The organism is Paenirhodobacter hankyongi (genome assembly GCF_003664585.1).
Classification (GTDB): Bacteria; Pseudomonadota; Alphaproteobacteria; order Rhodobacterales; family Rhodobacteraceae; genus Rhodobacter; species Rhodobacter hankyongi.
On record NZ_RCHI01000021.1, the window covers coordinates 23,968 to 38,295 of the forward strand.

The 14,328-nt window shown below is 69.1% G+C and carries 15 protein-coding genes; 6 read left to right on the top strand and 9 right to left on the bottom strand.

Going from position 1 to position 14,328, the window contains the following annotated elements:
• Nucleotides 1-11: 11 nt before the first annotated feature.
• The 6 genes from DYS74_RS16665 (at nucleotide 12) to DYS74_RS16690 (ending at nucleotide 5,598) form a co-directional block, all read left to right on the top strand.
• Complete coding sequence (locus DYS74_RS16665; protein ID WP_121534805.1) at nucleotides 12-1,079, top strand: ABC transporter ATP-binding protein; 1,068 nt, start codon at nucleotides 12-14, stop codon at nucleotides 1,077-1,079.
• A gap of 22 nt (nucleotides 1,080-1,101) precedes the next feature.
• Entirely contained in the window at nucleotides 1,102-1,980 is an 879-nt protein-coding gene (locus DYS74_RS16670; protein WP_121534806.1) for a polysaccharide deacetylase family protein, read from the top strand.
• Nucleotides 1,981-2,049: 69 nt separating this feature from the next.
• Nucleotides 2,050-2,379 carry a hypothetical protein gene (locus DYS74_RS16675; RefSeq protein ID WP_121534807.1) on the top strand — a complete coding sequence of 110 codons (330 nt, stop codon included), beginning with the start codon at nucleotides 2,050-2,052 and terminating at the stop codon, nucleotides 2,377-2,379.
• A complete protein-coding gene (locus tag DYS74_RS16680) occupies nucleotides 2,376-3,410 on the top strand; it encodes a CobW family GTP-binding protein (RefSeq protein WP_121534808.1) in 1,035 nt (344 codons plus the stop codon). The genes DYS74_RS16675 and DYS74_RS16680 overlap by 4 nt, the downstream gene beginning before the upstream one ends.
• The gene (locus DYS74_RS16685; protein ID WP_245965322.1) at nucleotides 3,407-4,603 is read left to right on the top strand and encodes an ABC transporter substrate-binding protein; all 1,197 of its coding nucleotides are present in this window, start codon (nucleotides 3,407-3,409) and stop codon (nucleotides 4,601-4,603) included. The genes DYS74_RS16680 and DYS74_RS16685 overlap by 4 nt, the downstream gene beginning before the upstream one ends.
• 11 nt (nucleotides 4,604-4,614) lie before the next feature.
• Nucleotides 4,615-5,598, top strand: coding sequence for an asparaginase (locus DYS74_RS16690; RefSeq protein WP_121534809.1), 984 nt, complete (start codon nucleotides 4,615-4,617; stop codon nucleotides 5,596-5,598).
• Between the two features lie 4 nt (nucleotides 5,599-5,602).
• On the opposite strand, the gene DYS74_RS16695 is transcribed toward DYS74_RS16690, so the two are convergent.
• The 9 genes from DYS74_RS16695 to DYS74_RS16735 form a co-directional block, all read right to left on the bottom strand.
• Nucleotides 5,603-6,043, bottom strand: coding sequence for a MarR family winged helix-turn-helix transcriptional regulator (locus DYS74_RS16695; protein WP_121534810.1), 441 nt, complete (start codon nucleotides 6,041-6,043; stop codon nucleotides 5,603-5,605).
• 22 nt (nucleotides 6,044-6,065) lie between these two features.
• The gene (locus DYS74_RS16700) at nucleotides 6,066-6,767 is read right to left on the bottom strand and encodes an ABC transporter ATP-binding protein (protein ID WP_121534811.1); all 702 of its coding nucleotides are present in this window, start codon (nucleotides 6,765-6,767) and stop codon (nucleotides 6,066-6,068) included.
• A complete protein-coding gene (locus DYS74_RS16705) occupies nucleotides 6,760-7,530 on the bottom strand; it encodes an ABC transporter ATP-binding protein (protein WP_121534812.1) in 771 nt (256 codons plus the stop codon). Before DYS74_RS16705 ends, DYS74_RS16700 begins: the two co-directional genes overlap by 8 nt.
• Before the next feature lies 1 nt (nucleotide 7,531).
• Complete coding sequence (locus tag DYS74_RS16710; protein WP_121534813.1) at nucleotides 7,532-9,403, bottom strand: ABC transporter permease; 1,872 nt, start codon at nucleotides 9,401-9,403, stop codon at nucleotides 7,532-7,534.
• Between the two features lie 63 nt (nucleotides 9,404-9,466).
• On the bottom strand, nucleotides 9,467-10,669 hold the full coding sequence (locus DYS74_RS16715) for an ABC transporter substrate-binding protein (RefSeq protein ID WP_121534814.1): 1,203 nt from the start codon (nucleotides 10,667-10,669) through the stop codon (nucleotides 9,467-9,469).
• Nucleotides 10,670-10,774: 105 nt separating this feature from the next.
• Nucleotides 10,775-11,359 (bottom strand): amino acid synthesis family protein, encoded by a 585-nt coding sequence (locus tag DYS74_RS16720; protein ID WP_121534815.1) that lies wholly within the window; start codon nucleotides 11,357-11,359, stop codon nucleotides 10,775-10,777.
• Entirely contained in the window at nucleotides 11,359-11,943 is a 585-nt protein-coding gene (locus DYS74_RS16725) for an amino acid synthesis family protein (protein ID WP_121534816.1), read from the bottom strand. The genes DYS74_RS16720 and DYS74_RS16725 overlap by 1 nt, the downstream gene beginning before the upstream one ends.
• Nucleotides 11,936-12,793, bottom strand: a complete 858-nt coding sequence (locus DYS74_RS16730; RefSeq protein ID WP_121534817.1) for a UPF0280 family protein — start codon at nucleotides 12,791-12,793, stop codon at nucleotides 11,936-11,938. The genes DYS74_RS16725 and DYS74_RS16730 overlap by 8 nt, the downstream gene beginning before the upstream one ends.
• Entirely contained in the window at nucleotides 12,790-14,241 is a 1,452-nt protein-coding gene (locus tag DYS74_RS16735) for a 6-hydroxynicotinate reductase (protein ID WP_183077574.1), read from the bottom strand. The genes DYS74_RS16730 and DYS74_RS16735 overlap by 4 nt, the downstream gene beginning before the upstream one ends.
• Between the last annotated feature and the right edge of the window lie 87 nt (nucleotides 14,242-14,328).

Consider the following 14,328-nt stretch of genomic DNA (forward strand, 5'->3'; position numbering starts at 1 on the left):
GCCCGCACGCCATGCTCTACGATCTCGAGCTGATTTCGGTCGGCAAGACCTATCCCGACGGCACCGTCGCCGTCTCCGACTTCGATCTTCGGGTGGAGAAGGGCGAGTTCGTCGCCTTCCTCGGCCCCTCGGGCTGCGGCAAGTCGACGACGCTGCGGATGATCGCCGGCTTCGAGGAGATCACCAACGGCGAGATCCTGATGATGTCGCACAACGTGACCCATGTGCCGCCGGAAAAGCGTCCGACCTCGATGATCTTCCAGAATTACGCGCTGTTCCCGCACATGACGGTGCGCGAGAACGTCGCCTTCGGCCTTGACGTCAAGGGCACGCCGCGAGCCGAGCGCGACCGCAAGGTCGAGCGCATCCTCGACATGTTCGACCTGACCGCCTTCGCCGACCGCAAGGCCGACCGGCTGTCGGGCGGCCAGCGCCAGCGCATCGCACTGGCCCGCGGGCTGGTGGTCGAGCCCGAGATCCTGCTGCTCGACGAACCGCTCGGTGCGCTTGACGCGAACTTGCGCCGGATCATCCAGAACGAGCTGAAGCTCTTGCAGCGCGAGCTGGGCATCACCTTCATCTTCGTCACCCATGCCCAGTCCGAGGCGCTTGGCCTGTCGGACCGGGTGGTGGTGATGTCGAACGGCGTGGTCGAGCAGATCTCGCCGCCGCGCGAACTCTACCGCCGCCCCGCGACCCCCTTCGTGGCGGGCTTCATCGGCTCGAACACGCTGATCGAGGGTGCGCCGCTCGGCGCGGCCGCGGCGGGGTTCGGCCGGCTCGACACCCCGGTGGGCGTGATCGAGGGCGTGGGCCGCGGCGACGAGCGGCTTGCGGTGATCCCGGCCGAGGCCTTCCGCCTGGTGCCGCAGGGCACGCCCGGCGAGCTGCACCTGCCCGGCACCGTCGTCGGACGTCACCTTGTCGGCGCGGTCGGCCACCTGACCGTGCGCCTTGCCGACGGCAGCGATGTTGCCGTCGAGACCAGTTCCCACCGGCCCGAGGTGCGCGCGCTTGCGCCCGGGATGCCGGTCACGCTCGGGGTCGATCCGGCCTCGGTCACCCTCGTTCATGCCTAATCATCCAAGGAGAGACTTCCCAATGGCAAAAGAAATTCTCGTCGGTTTCGGGATCGATGTGGACGCCGTGGCCGGCTGGCTCGGCTCCTACGGCGGCGAAGACAGCCCCGACGACATCTCGCGCGGGCTGTTCGCGGGCGAGGTCGGCTCGATCCGCCTGCTCGACATGTTCGACAAGTTCGGGATCAAGACCACCTGGTTCATCCCCGGCCACTCGGTCGAGACCTTCCCCGAGCAGATGAAGGAAGTGGCGCGCCGCGGCCACGAGATCGGCGTGCATGGCTACAGCCACGAGAACCCGATCGCGATGACCCCCGAGCAGGAAGAGGCGGTGCTCGACAAGTGCATCGGCCTGATCACCGAGCTCTCGGGCAAGCGGCCCACCGGCTATGTCGCGCCGTGGTGGGAATTCTCGAACGTCACCAACGAGCTGCTGCTGAAGAAGGGGATCAAGTACGATCACTCGCTGATGCACAAGGACTTCGAGCCCTACCGCGTGCGTGTGGGCGACCGCTGGACCAAGATCGACTATGCCGCCCAGCCCGAGGACTGGATGCAGCCGCTGGTGCGCGGCGAGGAGACCGATCTGATCGAGATCCCGGCGAACTGGTATCTCGACGACCTGCCGCCGATGATGTTCATCAAGAAGTCGCCGAACTCGCATGGCTTCGTGAACCCGCGCGACATCGAGGAAATGTGGCGCGACCAGTTCGACTGGGTCTATGCGAACATGGATTACGCGGTCTTCCCGATCACCATCCACCCCGACGTCTCGGGCCGGCCGCAGGTGCTGATGATGCTCGAGCGGCTGTTCGAGCACATGAAATCCCATGCAGGCGTGAAGTTCGTCACCATGAACGAGATGGCCGACGATTACGACGCGAAGTTCCCCCGCAGGTGACCTCTGCGACCTGGCGGCGGGGGGCTTGCCCTCTGCCGCCCTTTTCCCCTTCCGGAAAGGAGCGCGACGATGTGCTCGCTGTGCGGCATCCTCGGCTGTGACGACCACTGGACGAACGCGGTCGCGCGTCCGGGCGTCTATACCCGCAATCTCGACAGCCGTGCGCGCCGGGCCGAGACCGCGCGCCGGCTGGGCGCGGCAAACGCGATCCTGTCCTATCGGCGGCTGCGGCTCGATGTCTGGCAGGGGCGCTCCTATGTCGTCTCCTCGCCCACCGGCGCGAGCAGCGTGTTCGAGGCGCTCGCGCATCTGTGGCCCGAGGCCGAGACCCTTGCCGGGCGTGCCTTCGATCCGCTTGACGAGGCGCTGATCGCCTGGATGGAACGGGGGCGCGCATGACCCCCGTGATCCTGCTCAGCGGTTTTCTCGGTTCGGGCAAGACCACCTTGCTGCAGCGCCTGCTGGCCGATCCGGCGATGCAGGGGGCGGCGGTGCTGATCAACGAATTCGGCGAGGTCGGCCTTGACCACCATCTGCTTGACCGCATCGACGACACCGTGGTGCTGCTGAAGTCGGGCTGCATCTGCTGCACCGTGCGCGGCGAGGTGGCCGAGGCGCTCGGCAATCTCCACAGCCTGCGCGCCCGTGGCGAGATCGCCTTCGACCGCGTGGTGATCGAGACCACGGGGCTCGCCGATCCCTATCCGGTGCTGCAGACGCTGACCGCGCATCCGGTGCTGCGCTCGCATTTCCGCAATGGCGGCGTGCTGATCACCGTCGATGCGGTGAACGCCGCGCTGCAGGTCGCGCATCGCGCCGAGGCGGTGCGCCAGATCGCCGCGGCCGACCGCATCGTGCTGACCAAGACCGATCTGGCCGAGCCGGAGTCGGTGGCGGCGCTGCGCACGCGGCTGGCCCGGCTGAACCCGGTGGCGCGGGTGCTGAGCTCGCAGGACAGCGTCGCCGACATCCTCACCGGCTTCGGTCCCGGCGTCGCCGAGTTCGCGCCGCTTGCGGCCTGTGGGGCGGGCTGTTCCGACCCGACGCATCACCACCATGACCACGATCATTCGCATGCCCACGCCCATCACGCCGATGCCGACGGCACGCTCGGCGTGACCAGCTTCTCGCTGGTGATCGAGGGCGCGATCGATTGGACTATGTTCGGAACCTGGCTTACATTGCTGCTTCACAGGCATGGTGACAGGATTTTCCGGGTGAAAGGCATTTTGGCGCTCGAAGGCGAGGATCGGCCGGTGGCGATTCACGGTGTCCAGCATCTGGTGCATGCCCCGACCCACATGGCGCATTGGCCCGAGGGGCCGCGGCACTCGCGCATCGTCTTCATCCTCGAGGATCTCTCGCCCGACCTGATCCGGCGCTCGTTTGCGGCCTTCACCGGGCTTGCCGCAGTCAGAACGGCGGCATGATGAGCGCCCCCCTGCGCATCCTCACGACCGAGATCCAGCCCTGGCGCTTCCTGCAGGCGCGGGCCGAGGCCGATCTGGGCTTTCCACTCGAATTCATCGAGATGGATTTCATCAGCGCGCAGCGGACGGCCGCGGTCGATCCGGCAGGCTATGACATCTACGACCAGTGTTTCCACAACCTCGACATCGTCTGGTACTGGCGTGCGATCCAGGCGATCGACACCCGCCGGATCGACCGCTGGGACGAGATCGACGACATCAGCCGGATGCCGGGCACACCGGGGCAGAACGGGCGCGGCGACGTGCCGTCCTCGCGGCTCTTCGTGCAGCATGACGCGACGCTCTCGGACAGCCCGACCGGACGGATCTCGATGTTGCCGACCTTCTACAACTTCGACAGTTTCGCGGTCGAGACGACCGGCATCGACGTCGACCGCGAGGTGACGAGCTGGGCCGAACTCGTCAATCCCCGCTGGGCGGGGCGGGTGGCACTGGTCGACGAGCCGGCGATCGGTGCCTTCGATCTGGCGATGGCGCTGCAGGCGGCGGGGCGGATGAGCTTTCGCGACATGGGCAACATGTCGGTCGCCGAGATCGACCTGCTGATCGAGCACGGCCGCGCGCTGGTGCAGTCGGGCCATCTCCGGCCGTTCTGGCTGCGCGCGAACGAACCGGTCGAGCGCTTCCTCGATGGCGAGCTGAAGCTTGCCTCGATCTGGTCGCCGACGATCGTGCAGATGAAGCGCGCCGGCATCAGGGTGCGTCAGGCCCGGCCGGTCGAGGGCTATCGCGGCTGGCACGGCGGCATGTGCCTGTCGCGCCATCTGACGGGCGAGCGGCTCGACCGCGCCTATGCCTGGCTGAACTGGTATCTCGACGGCTTTGCCGGGGCTGTCGTGGCGCGGCAGGGCTATTACATGTCGGTGCCCGAGCGGGTGAAGGCCTGCCTGCCGCAGGCGGACTGGGATTACTGGTATGAGGGGCTGCCCGCCGCCACTGATCTGTGCGACGCCTCGGGCCGGCCCGCGGTGCGGGCGGGCGAGGTGCGCTCGGGCGGGGCGCGGCGCGCGCGCGCGCGCCATGTCGCGATCTGGAACACCACCATGGACGAGCACAATTATCTGGTGCGCCGCTGGAACGAACTGGTCGCGCTGGCCGCGCCGAAGGGCCGGGCGCAGCGTCGCGCAAGCTGAAGGACATCCCGATGAAACACGTCACCCTGATCGCCACCGGCGGCACCATCGCCTCCTCCGCCGACACCGCCGCCGGCGCGGTCAATGCCGGACTGAGCGGCGAGACCCTGCTGGCCAGCCTGCACGAGCCGCTCGCGGGCATCACCGTCAGCGTCGAGAATTTCGAGGCGGCGGGCAGCTATGCGCTCGATCTCGCCACGCTCCACCGGCTGTGCCGGCATATCGACGCGGTTCTGGCGCGCGACGATGTCGATGGCGTCGTCGTCACCCATGGCACCGACACGATGGAGGAAAGCGCCTTCCTCGCCTGGCTGCTGGTGCGCTCGGACAAGCCCGTGGTCTTCACCGGGGCGCAGCGCCACGCCGGCCAGCCCGACACCGACGGGCCGCGCAACATCCATGACGCGCTCTGTGCCGCCGCCTGCGCGCAGCTGCGCGGGATCGGCGCGGTGATCCTGTTCGAGGGCGACCTGCATGGCGCGCGCTATGTGACGAAGGCGCATACCTCGCGCGTCGACACCTTCCGCTCGGTCGGGCATGGCAAGCTCGGCGAGGTCGACCATGGCGAGGTGCACCTTTACGCCCGCCCGGCGCATCCGCGCCCGGGGCTCGACACACCGGCCCTCGATCCCGAGGTCGAGCTGATCGCGCTTGGCCTTGGCAGCACGCCGCGGCTGATGCGGCTTGCGGCGGGGGCCGGGGCGCGGGGGATCGTGCTGTCGGCCTTTGGCCGCGGCAATGCGCCGAAGGGGTTCGGCGCGGCCACCGCCGAGCTGGTCGCCGCGGGCTGCCCGGTCGTCGTCGCCTCGCGCTGCCACGAGGGGCGGACCCGCGCGATCTATGGCAAGGACAGCGGCGGGGTGACGCTGGTCGAGAGCGGCGCGCTCTTGGCGGGTGATCTGTCGGCGATCAAGGCGCGGCTGGTGCTGAGCGCGCTGCTCGGGCAGGGGCTGCAGGGCGCGGCGCTGGCCGAGGCTTTCGCGGCCGTCGCCTGAGCCCTCACATCAGCCGGGCCAGAAGCCGCAGGAAGGTCTTGCGCTCGGCCGGACGCAGCGGCGCAAGGGTGGTGCGCGTCACCTCCTTCGCCGCGGCGATCGCCCCGGCCAGCACCGCCGCCCCCTCGGGCGTCAGCGACACCGTGCGCCGGCGCCGGTCGGCGGGGTCGGGCGCGGTCGCCAGCAGCCCGCGCTGCGCCAGCCGGTCGACCACCCCCTTCGTCGTCGCCCCGTCCATCTCGACCGAGCGGCCGAGCATGTTCTGTGACATCGCCCCCTGCGTGCCGAGCCGGTAGAGCACGGAAAACTGCGTCGTCGTCAGCCCGCCCGGCACCAGTTCGGAAAAGATCAGCGAGTTGCGCTGATAGGCGCGGCGCAGCATGTAGCCGACCTGCTCGTCCAGAACATAGCCATGCCCGGCGTCGGGGGCCTCCTCGTCCTCCATCTGTCCTCCTCCTCGGGCGGTCTCACACCGCCAGATAGGCGTCGCGGATCTCGGGCTTGGCTGCAAGCTCCTCGAAGCTGCCGTCGAACTTTTTCGCCCCGCTTTCGATGATGATCGCCCGATCGGCGACGACGCGGGCGAAATGCAGGTTCTGCTCGGAGATCATCACCGTCAGCCCCTGCGCCTTCAGCCGCAGGATGGCATGGGCCATCTGTTCGACGATCACCGGGGCGATGCCTTCGGAGGGCTCGTCAAGCAGCAGGAGCGAGGGGTTGCCCATCAGCGTGCGGGCGATGGTCAGCATCTGCTGTTCGCCGCCCGACATCGCCTTGCCGAGCCGGTTGCGGCGCTCGTAGAGGTTCGGGAACAGCTCGAAGAGCGCGTCCACCGTCCAGAACGGCGCCCCGTCGCGGCGCGGCTGTCGCCCGACCTCGAGGTTCTCGAGCACGGTGAGGGCGGTGAAGATGCGCCGGTCCTCGGGGACATAGCCGATGCCCGATCGCGCCACCCGGTAGGAGGGCTGGCCCACGAGCTCGCGCCCGGCAAGGGTCACGCTGCCCGAGCGCGGCCGCACGATCTGGATGATCGACTTCATCGTCGTGCTCTTGCCCGCGCCGTTGCGGCCCAGAAGCGCCACCACCTCGCCACAGCCGACCGAGAAGGACAGGTCCTGCAGGATATGCGCCTTGCCGTAGAAGCTGTTGACGTCGCGCAGCTCAAGCATGGTCGATCTCCTTGAAGAGCATCCCGCCGCCCAGATAGACCTCCTGCACCTGCGGGTTGGCGCGCACCTCGGCGGCATTGCCGTCGGCGATCAGCTCGCCGCGGTTCAGCACCATGATGTGATGGGCATGGGCAAAGACCACGTCCATGTCATGCTCGGTGAAGAGCACGCTCAACCCCTCCTCGGCAACGATCTCGGCGGTGAGCTGCATCAGCGCGATCCGGGCCGAGGGCGCCATGCCGGCGGTCGGTTCGTCCATCAGCAGCAGCCGCGGCCGGTGCGCAAGGGCAATGGCCAGTTCCAGCTTCTTCAGATCGCCATAGGCCAGCACCGAGCAGGGCCGCTCAGCCTGATCGGCCATCCCGGCCCGGTCGAGCAGCGCCAGCGCCTCGGTCCGGTAAAGCGCGCGGGCCCGGCCGAAGAGCGAGAACACCCGCCGGTTGTGGCTGATCAGCGCCATCTGCACGTTCTCGATCACCGTCATCGACTGATAGGTGCCGGTGATCTGGAAGGTGCGCCCGACGCCGCGGCGCCAGATCACCCGCGGTGGCAGGCCGGTGATGCGCGCGCCGTCCAGGAAGACCTCGCCGCGCGTCGGCCGGATCTGCCCGGTCAGCATGTTGAAGCAGGTCGACTTGCCCGCGCCGTTCGGCCCGATCAGCGCCTTCATCTCGCCCTCGCGGACGGTGAAGCTGATGCCCTTCACCGCCTCGAAGGTGCCATAGGACTTGGCGAGGTTCTCGACCCTCAGGATCTCGGTCATCTCAATCCGCCTCCGTGTGCTTCACCAGACCAAGGCGCAGCCCCAGCCGGCGTGCCGAGCCGACGATGCCCTCGGGGGCGAGGATCACGACGGCGATGATGAGCAGGCCCAAAAGCAGCCGCCAGTAGTGGAGCCGCGTCAGCCAGTCCTCGACCGCCGCCATGAAGCTGGCGCCGACGATGCCGCCCGAGAGCGTCTTCACCCCGCCGAGGAAGACGACGATGAGCGCGTCGAAGCTCTTGCCGATCTCGAGCTCGGTCGGGAAGACGGAGCCCTTGGCGAAGACGAAAAGCCCGCCTGCGAGCCCCGCCAGCGCACCGGCAAGCGCGAAGGCCACGTATTGCACGCGCTTGACGTCGATCCCCATCGCCTCGGCCTGCCGCGCGCTGTCACGGCCGGCGCGCAGCGCATAGCCGAAGGGGGCATGGATCACCGTGCGCAGGAACAGGATGCCGAGCACGCCGACAACCAGGGTGAAGTAGTAATAGGGCACGGTTCCCGAGAGCCACGCCGAGGGCCAGATGTCGATCAGCCCGTCATCGCCACGGGTGACGGCGCGCCACTGGAACACCAGCGACCAGACCAGCTGGCTGAAGGCGAGGGTGAGCATGGCAAAATAGACGCCCGAGAGCCGGATGCAGAACCAGCCGATGACAAGCGCCAGCATCCCCGCGCCGAGCGGGGCGAAGAGGAAGGCGATCTCCATTGGGGTCTTCGCATAGGTCACCATCAGCGCCGCGGCATAGGCGCCGCCGCCATAGAAGGCCGCGTGGCCGAAGCTGACGAGCCCGCCGGTGCCCAGGATGAACTGCAGCGAGGCGGCGAAGAGCGCGAAGATCACGATGTCGGTCAGCAGCACCAGCGCGAAGGGCTGGGTCACCAGCGGCAGCAGCGCCAGCACCAGCAAGAGCCCCGCCACGGCGATCTTGCCGCGCTGGCCGAAGGGGCGGATCGGGGTCTCGGGGGCGCCGGACTGGCCATGCTCGCCCGCCACCTCCTCCTTGCCCAGAAGCCCGTAGGGCCGCACGATCAGCACGATCGCCATCACCACGAACATCAGCACCAGCGTCGATTGCGGCATATAGGCGACGCCGAACACGTTCAGCACCGAGATCAGCACCGCGGCGATGAAGGCGCCGGGCAGGCTGCCCATGCCGCCGATCACGGTGACGACGAAGAGCGGGCCGATGATGTTGAAATCCATCAGGAGGTCGGCGCCGCCCTTCGGCAGCTGCAGCGCGCCGCCCCAGCTGGCAAGCGCCGAGCCGAGCGCGAAGACCCCGGTGAAGAGCCAGCGCTGGTTGACGCCAAGCGCCGCCACCATCTCGCGGTCCTGGGTCGCGGCGCGCACCAGCACGCCAAGCCGCGTCTTCGCGATCAGCGCCCAGAGGGCCAGCAGGATGAACGGGGTGATGCAGATCAGCACGATGTCGTATTTCGGGATCGGCTCGCCCAGGATGCGGAACACGCCGCGCAGGCCGGGCGCGCGCGGGCCCATCTGGTCCTCCGCCCCCCAGACCATCAGCGCGAGGTCCTGGACGACCAGGATCACGCCGAAGGTGGCGACCAGCTGGAACAGCTCGGGCGCGCGATAGATCGGCCGCAGCACGACGATCTCGACCAGCGCACCGGCGAGGCCGACGATCAGCCCGGTGAGCACGATCGCGCCCCAGAAGCCGAAATGCGGGCCCAGAACCCCGGGCAGCACGCCCATCAGCGTGATCCCGACATAGGCGCCGAGCATGTAGAACGAGCCATGGGCGAAGTTGACGATCCGGGTCACGCCGAAGATCAGCGACAGCCCCGAGGCGACAAGAAACAGCGCCGCGGCATTGGCGAGCCCGGTCAGGAGCTGCGCGATGAAGAATCCCATCGGGACATCCTCTGTCGGAAGGAGGACCCGGCCCCGGGAAGAGGGGCCGGGCAGGGGGCCGGCTCAGTTCGCCGGGCGCATCGCCCGGATCTCGTCATCCGAGGGCATGTAGGGCACGGGGTTCTTGTATTCCCAGTCGACCATCACGCCCTTGCCGTCCTTGACGGCGAGCGTGCCGACATAGGCGCCGAGCGTCGACTGATGGTCGATCGCACGGTATTCGAGCGGCCCGACCGGGGTCGACGGCACCTCGAGCCCCTCGAAGGCCTTGATCAGCGAGGCGGTGTCGGTGGCGCCGGCCTTCTGGATCGCCGCGGCCACGGATTTCGCCATCGTGTAGCCGACAAGGCTGCCCATCTTCGGCGTCTCGCCGGTGGCCTTCTCATAGGCCGCGACGAAGTCCTTGCCGGGGCCGTCGGGCAGGTCGTACCAGGGGTAGCCGGTCACGTACCAGCCCTCGGGCGCCTCCTCGCCGAGCGGTTCGAGATATTCCGGCTCGCCGGTCAGCATCGAATAGACGCCGCGCCCGTCGAAGAGGCCGCGGTCGCTGCCCTCGCGCACGAATTTCGCGAGGTCGGCGCCGAATGTGACGTTGAAGATCGCGTCGGGCTTGGCCTTCTCGATCGCCTGCACCTCGGCCGCGGCGTCGATCTTGAACAGCGCCGGCCATTGCTCGTCGACGAATTCGACGTCGGGCTTCAGCCGCTTGAGGTTCGCCTTGAACGCCTCGACCGCCTCGGTGCCGTAGGAATAGTTCGGTGCGATCGTGGCATAGGTCCTGGCGTCGGTCTTCGCCGCCTGTTCGGCCAGCATCGCCGCCTGCACCCAGGTCGAGACCCGCAGCCGGAAGGTGTTCGGGTTGCCCGACTTCCACACCAGCGTATCGGCGAGCGGCTCGCCGGCGAGATAGAGATAGTTCTTCTCCTTGGCGAAGGACGACAGCGCGATGCCCACGTTCGACAGGATCGCGCCGGTGAACATCACCGTGCCCTCGCGGGTCATCAGATCCTCGGCGATCTTCACCGCCTCGCCGGGGTCGCCCTGATCGTCGCGGAAGACGAATTCGAGCGGCCGGCCCAGCACGCCGCCCCCGGCGTTGACCTCGGAGACCGCCAGCTCGATGCCCTTGCGATAGGGTTCGGCGAAGGCGGCCATGCGCTTGTAATGGTTGATGTCACCGATCTTGATCGGGTCCTCGGCGAAGGCCGGGGCCGAGAGCACGGTGACCGCCGTGGCAGCGGCGAGCAGGCTGCGTAGGATGTTCATGTGGTCGTCTCTCCTGTTGGCGGGGCGGGGCCCCGGTTGCCATGTGCCGGGTTTGCCCCGGTCATCGTTAGCATTCCTCGGCCGGGGATGTCCCCGGCAAAGCTCTCAGCGCAGACCGTCCTTCCCCTCGGCCTCGGCATGGCTCAGCCCGCCGACGCGGGCGAGCGGCCGCCCGCCGGTGGCAAGCGCGATGGCGACGACGATCTCGCCCGGGCGGGGCGCGTCTGCAATGCGGATCTCCATGCCGTCGAAATGGCTGCGGACATAGGCCGCGTCCTTGTGGCCAAGCGGGATGTCCAGGACCTGCCCGATGCCGCCCATCTTCTTCGAGGACGGCACCAGCGCCGCGCCGCCGCCAAGCGCCGCGCGCAGCGGTGCCCCCATCTTCGGGTGCAAAAGCGCCGCGGCATGTTCGAGCTCGCCCGCCTCGCCGACCAGCGCCGCCTTGCCATAGCTTTGCACCGCCGCCGCATCGCCGCCGAGCGCGGCAATCGCCTCGGCGGCGAGCAGCCCGCCCAGCTCGGCGCCGATCTCGATCAGCTCGGCGAGGTCCTCGGCATAGCGGCCGGCGAAGGGGTTCGCGATCACCGCCGCGGCGGCGGCGCGGCGCGCGGGCGGGGCGACGGGGCGGCCCATCTCGCGCTCGACCGTCTCGGTCAGGGTCACGAGCTTGCGGATCGCGGCCCGCATCAGCGCAGCCCGTCTTCGCCGATCACGTCCTCGGCCTTCAGGCCGCCGACGCGGGCGTGGATGCGCGGGCCGGTGGTCATCACCAGCACCAGAAGCAGCTCGTCGGCCTTCGGCGCGTCGGCCAGCCCCACCTCCATCGCGTCGAAATGGCTGCGCACATAGGAGGCGTTCGAATGGGTGATCGGCACGTCAAGCCGCGTGCCCGGCCCGCCGAGCTTCTTCGTCGAGGGCACGATCGCGGCCGAGGCTGGCAGCAGCTCGCGCATCGCATAGCCGCCCGGCACATGCCACAGCGCGCCATGCTCGATCTCGCCCGCGGCGCCGACGATGGCGCCCTTGCCATAGCCCTCGATCGCCGCCGGATCGCCACCGAGCGCGTCGATCAGCTCGCGCGCCATGCGCAGGCCAAGGGGCTTCAGATCGTCCATGAAGCCCGCGATCTCGGCGTGATAGGCGCCGGCGAAGGGGTTCTTGATGACGACGAGCGCGGCGCCCTTCTTCAGCGGCACCTCGGCGGCCGGGCCGCCCTCGTGCCAGATCGTCTCGATCTGGAGCGCGGTTTTGCGGATCTCGGGTTCAGGCACGGGAAAGCTCCTTTCCGGCAAGGGTGCGGCGATGCTCGCCGAGCGAGAGATAGGCGGCGCGGATCAGACCGCGCGCGCGAAAGGTTTCGGCGCAGGCGCAGCCGCTGTCGAGGGCCATCTCGCACTCGGCCGCGCTCAGCGCGCCGACATCGGTGGTCACCGGGATCTCGCCAAGGTCGCTGTCGGGAAACAGCGTGCGGGCCGGGGCGCGGGTGATGGCGCCATGGCCGGGCAGGTCGACTGCATTGGCGATCAGCGTCGCCGCGACATCGGCACTGGCGGCGTCGGCGGCCAGCACCGTCACCGCATCGGCGATGCCGCGCGAGAAGGAGCGCCCGCGCCAGCCCGAGGTGGCGATGCCGCCGATGCCGGCGTCGGCCGGCAGCTCGATCCGGCCACCGGCGCGCCCGGTCTGCGGGTCGTCGCAGATCGCGATGCGCACGGCGCCCGCGCCCTGCCACAGCGCGATATCGCCGCCGTTGTTGACCGAGAGCCGGGTGAGGCCGTGGCCGGGCAGCAGGGCAGCCGCCAGCAGGTGGTCGGCGGTCGCGCCGGCGACGGCCGCCATCGGGGTGACGAAGACGCCCGCGAAGGGGGCAATGGCCGCCACCATTCGCCGCGCCACGGCGCCCGCGGGCATCGCCCCTTCGGGGGCGCGCAGCCGCGGCAGCTCGGCGGCAAGCTCGGCCAGCAGCGGTGCAAAGGTGGCACGGATCCGCGCGAAGGCCGCCATCCGCGCCGGCGCCTCGCCCTCGGCGGTGACGATCACGTCCGAGGGGCCATGCACCAGCCGCAGCCGGCGCCCGTCGGCCGAGACAATGACGTCGAGGCTGTCGGCGAGATCCCTCATCGTGCGTCCTTGCCGAGCGGCGTGACCGGCCAGGGCGCGCCCGCGGCCGTTCCCGCCACGCGGCGGCCCGAGAGGATATGGTCGCTTTGTCGCCCCGGCACGCCCTTCAGCGCCTCGCTCAGCGGCACGACATGATCCATGTGCCCGCCAAGCGCGGCGTAATCGTCGCGGCGCAGGGTGAATTCGATCGGCGCGACAAGGGCCGGGGTCGGCACATAGCCGAAGGCGTTCTTCGGCATCTGCGTCACGTCGGCCATGAAGGTGATGCCGCCGCCCGGCCAGATATAGGCGGGCGCGCCGCCCACCGTCACCCGCGTCAGCGCCGCCTGCACCGAGCGGGTGAGCCCGACCGGATTTTGCGTGACCCCGGCGCGCAGGCTGCCGCCGGCGCCCGCCATGAACAGCACCGAGGCGCGGGCGGGTTCGCAATTCTCGGCGATGCGGCGGGTCGAGGGCAGAAGCCGCGCGGGGATCTCCGTCTCGACCGGCCGCAGGTCTTCGTCGAGTTCGTAATAGGCGGCGTGCTCGCCGGTGGTCGAGACCATCAGCAGCGACAGCCCCGGTCGCGCCACCTTCGGGTTCCACGGCCCGAGAATGGCCAGCGGGTCGGTCAGGTCGGTGCCGCCCCAGCCGGTGCCGGGCTCGGCCACCTGGAAATAGCGCCCGGGCGTCGAGCGGCGGCCGAGCAGCTTGATCCCGGTGGCCTCCCAGCCGATCACCTTGCCGGCCTGATGCTCGCTCATCACCCCGGTGATGTGGTCATCGACCACCACCACCTCGTCGACCAGCCCCTGCCACTGTGCCGCGAACATGCCGACCGTGGCCGAGCCGCAGCCGACGCGCATCCGCTCCTCGGTCTGCCCGTTCACCACCGGCGCGTGGCCCGCCTGCACCGTCAGTTCGGCACCATTGTCGATCGTCAGATCGACCGCCTCGCCGTTGCACAGCGCCAGCAGCGTCGCGCAGGTGACCCGGCCCTCCTTCTTCGAGCCGCCGGTGAGGTGGTTCACCCCGCCGAGGCTGAGCATCTGGCTGCCGTATTCCGAGGTGGTGACATGGCCGATCACCTCGCCCTCGGCACGCACCGCGGCGCATTCGCTGCCCAGATGCCGGTCGGTGTCGATCTTCACCTTGGCGCCGCAATAGGAAAAGATCCCCTCGGTCACCACCGTCACCATGTCCGCCCCCTCATACTCCGAGGCGACGATGAAGGGCGCGGGCTTGTAGTCGGGATAGGTGGTGCCGGCGCCGATCGCGGTGACGAATTGCTGGCCGCCGCCGATCACGTCGCCGTCCCAGTCGCGCTCGAGGAAGGGCACGAGGCGCTCTTCGCTGCCGGCGCGGGCGCGGTTCTCGAGAATGGTGAGCGGGTCGAGACGAACCAGCTGTCCGTCCTCGTTGGCATAGCGGTCACAGGCGCCGGCGCGCCCCTCGGCGATGTAGCACATCACCGGGCAGGCATCGCAGCGGATCTTCGCGGCGGCATCGCGGGGCGTTTCGGCGCTCTCGGTCTGGGTCACGGGACACCTCTCGGG

Bases quoted from the DNA above. Each gene is read 5' to 3' on its own strand.
- DYS74_RS16665 (WP_121534805.1), top strand. From the start codon at position 12: ATGCTCTACGATCTCGAGCTGATTTCGGTCGGCAAGACCTATCCCGAC.
- DYS74_RS16670 (WP_121534806.1), top strand. From the start codon at position 1,102: ATGGCAAAAGAAATTCTCGTCGGTTTCGGGATCGATGTGGACGCCGTG.
- DYS74_RS16675 (WP_121534807.1), top strand. From the start codon at position 2,050: ATGTGCTCGCTGTGCGGCATCCTCGGCTGTGACGACCACTGGACGAAC.
- DYS74_RS16680 (WP_121534808.1), top strand. From the start codon at position 2,376: ATGACCCCCGTGATCCTGCTCAGCGGTTTTCTCGGTTCGGGCAAGACC.
- DYS74_RS16685 (WP_245965322.1), top strand. From the start codon at position 3,407: ATGATGAGCGCCCCCCTGCGCATCCTCACGACCGAGATCCAGCCCTGG.
- DYS74_RS16690 (WP_121534809.1), top strand. From the start codon at position 4,615: ATGAAACACGTCACCCTGATCGCCACCGGCGGCACCATCGCCTCCTCC.
- DYS74_RS16695 (WP_121534810.1), bottom strand. From the start codon at position 6,043: ATGGAGGACGAGGAGGCCCCCGACGCCGGGCATGGCTATGTTCTGGAC.
- DYS74_RS16700 (WP_121534811.1), bottom strand. From the start codon at position 6,767: ATGCTTGAGCTGCGCGACGTCAACAGCTTCTACGGCAAGGCGCATATC.
- DYS74_RS16705 (WP_121534812.1), bottom strand. From the start codon at position 7,530: ATGACCGAGATCCTGAGGGTCGAGAACCTCGCCAAGTCCTATGGCACC.
- DYS74_RS16710 (WP_121534813.1), bottom strand. From the start codon at position 9,403: ATGGGATTCTTCATCGCGCAGCTCCTGACCGGGCTCGCCAATGCCGCG.
- DYS74_RS16715 (WP_121534814.1), bottom strand. From the start codon at position 10,669: ATGAACATCCTACGCAGCCTGCTCGCCGCTGCCACGGCGGTCACCGTG.
- DYS74_RS16720 (WP_121534815.1), bottom strand. From the start codon at position 11,359: ATGCGGGCCGCGATCCGCAAGCTCGTGACCCTGACCGAGACGGTCGAG.
- DYS74_RS16730 (WP_121534817.1), bottom strand. From the start codon at position 12,793: ATGAGGGATCTCGCCGACAGCCTCGACGTCATTGTCTCGGCCGACGGG.
- DYS74_RS16735 (WP_183077574.1), bottom strand. From the start codon at position 14,241: ATGTGCTACATCGCCGAGGGGCGCGCCGGCGCCTGTGACCGCTATGCC.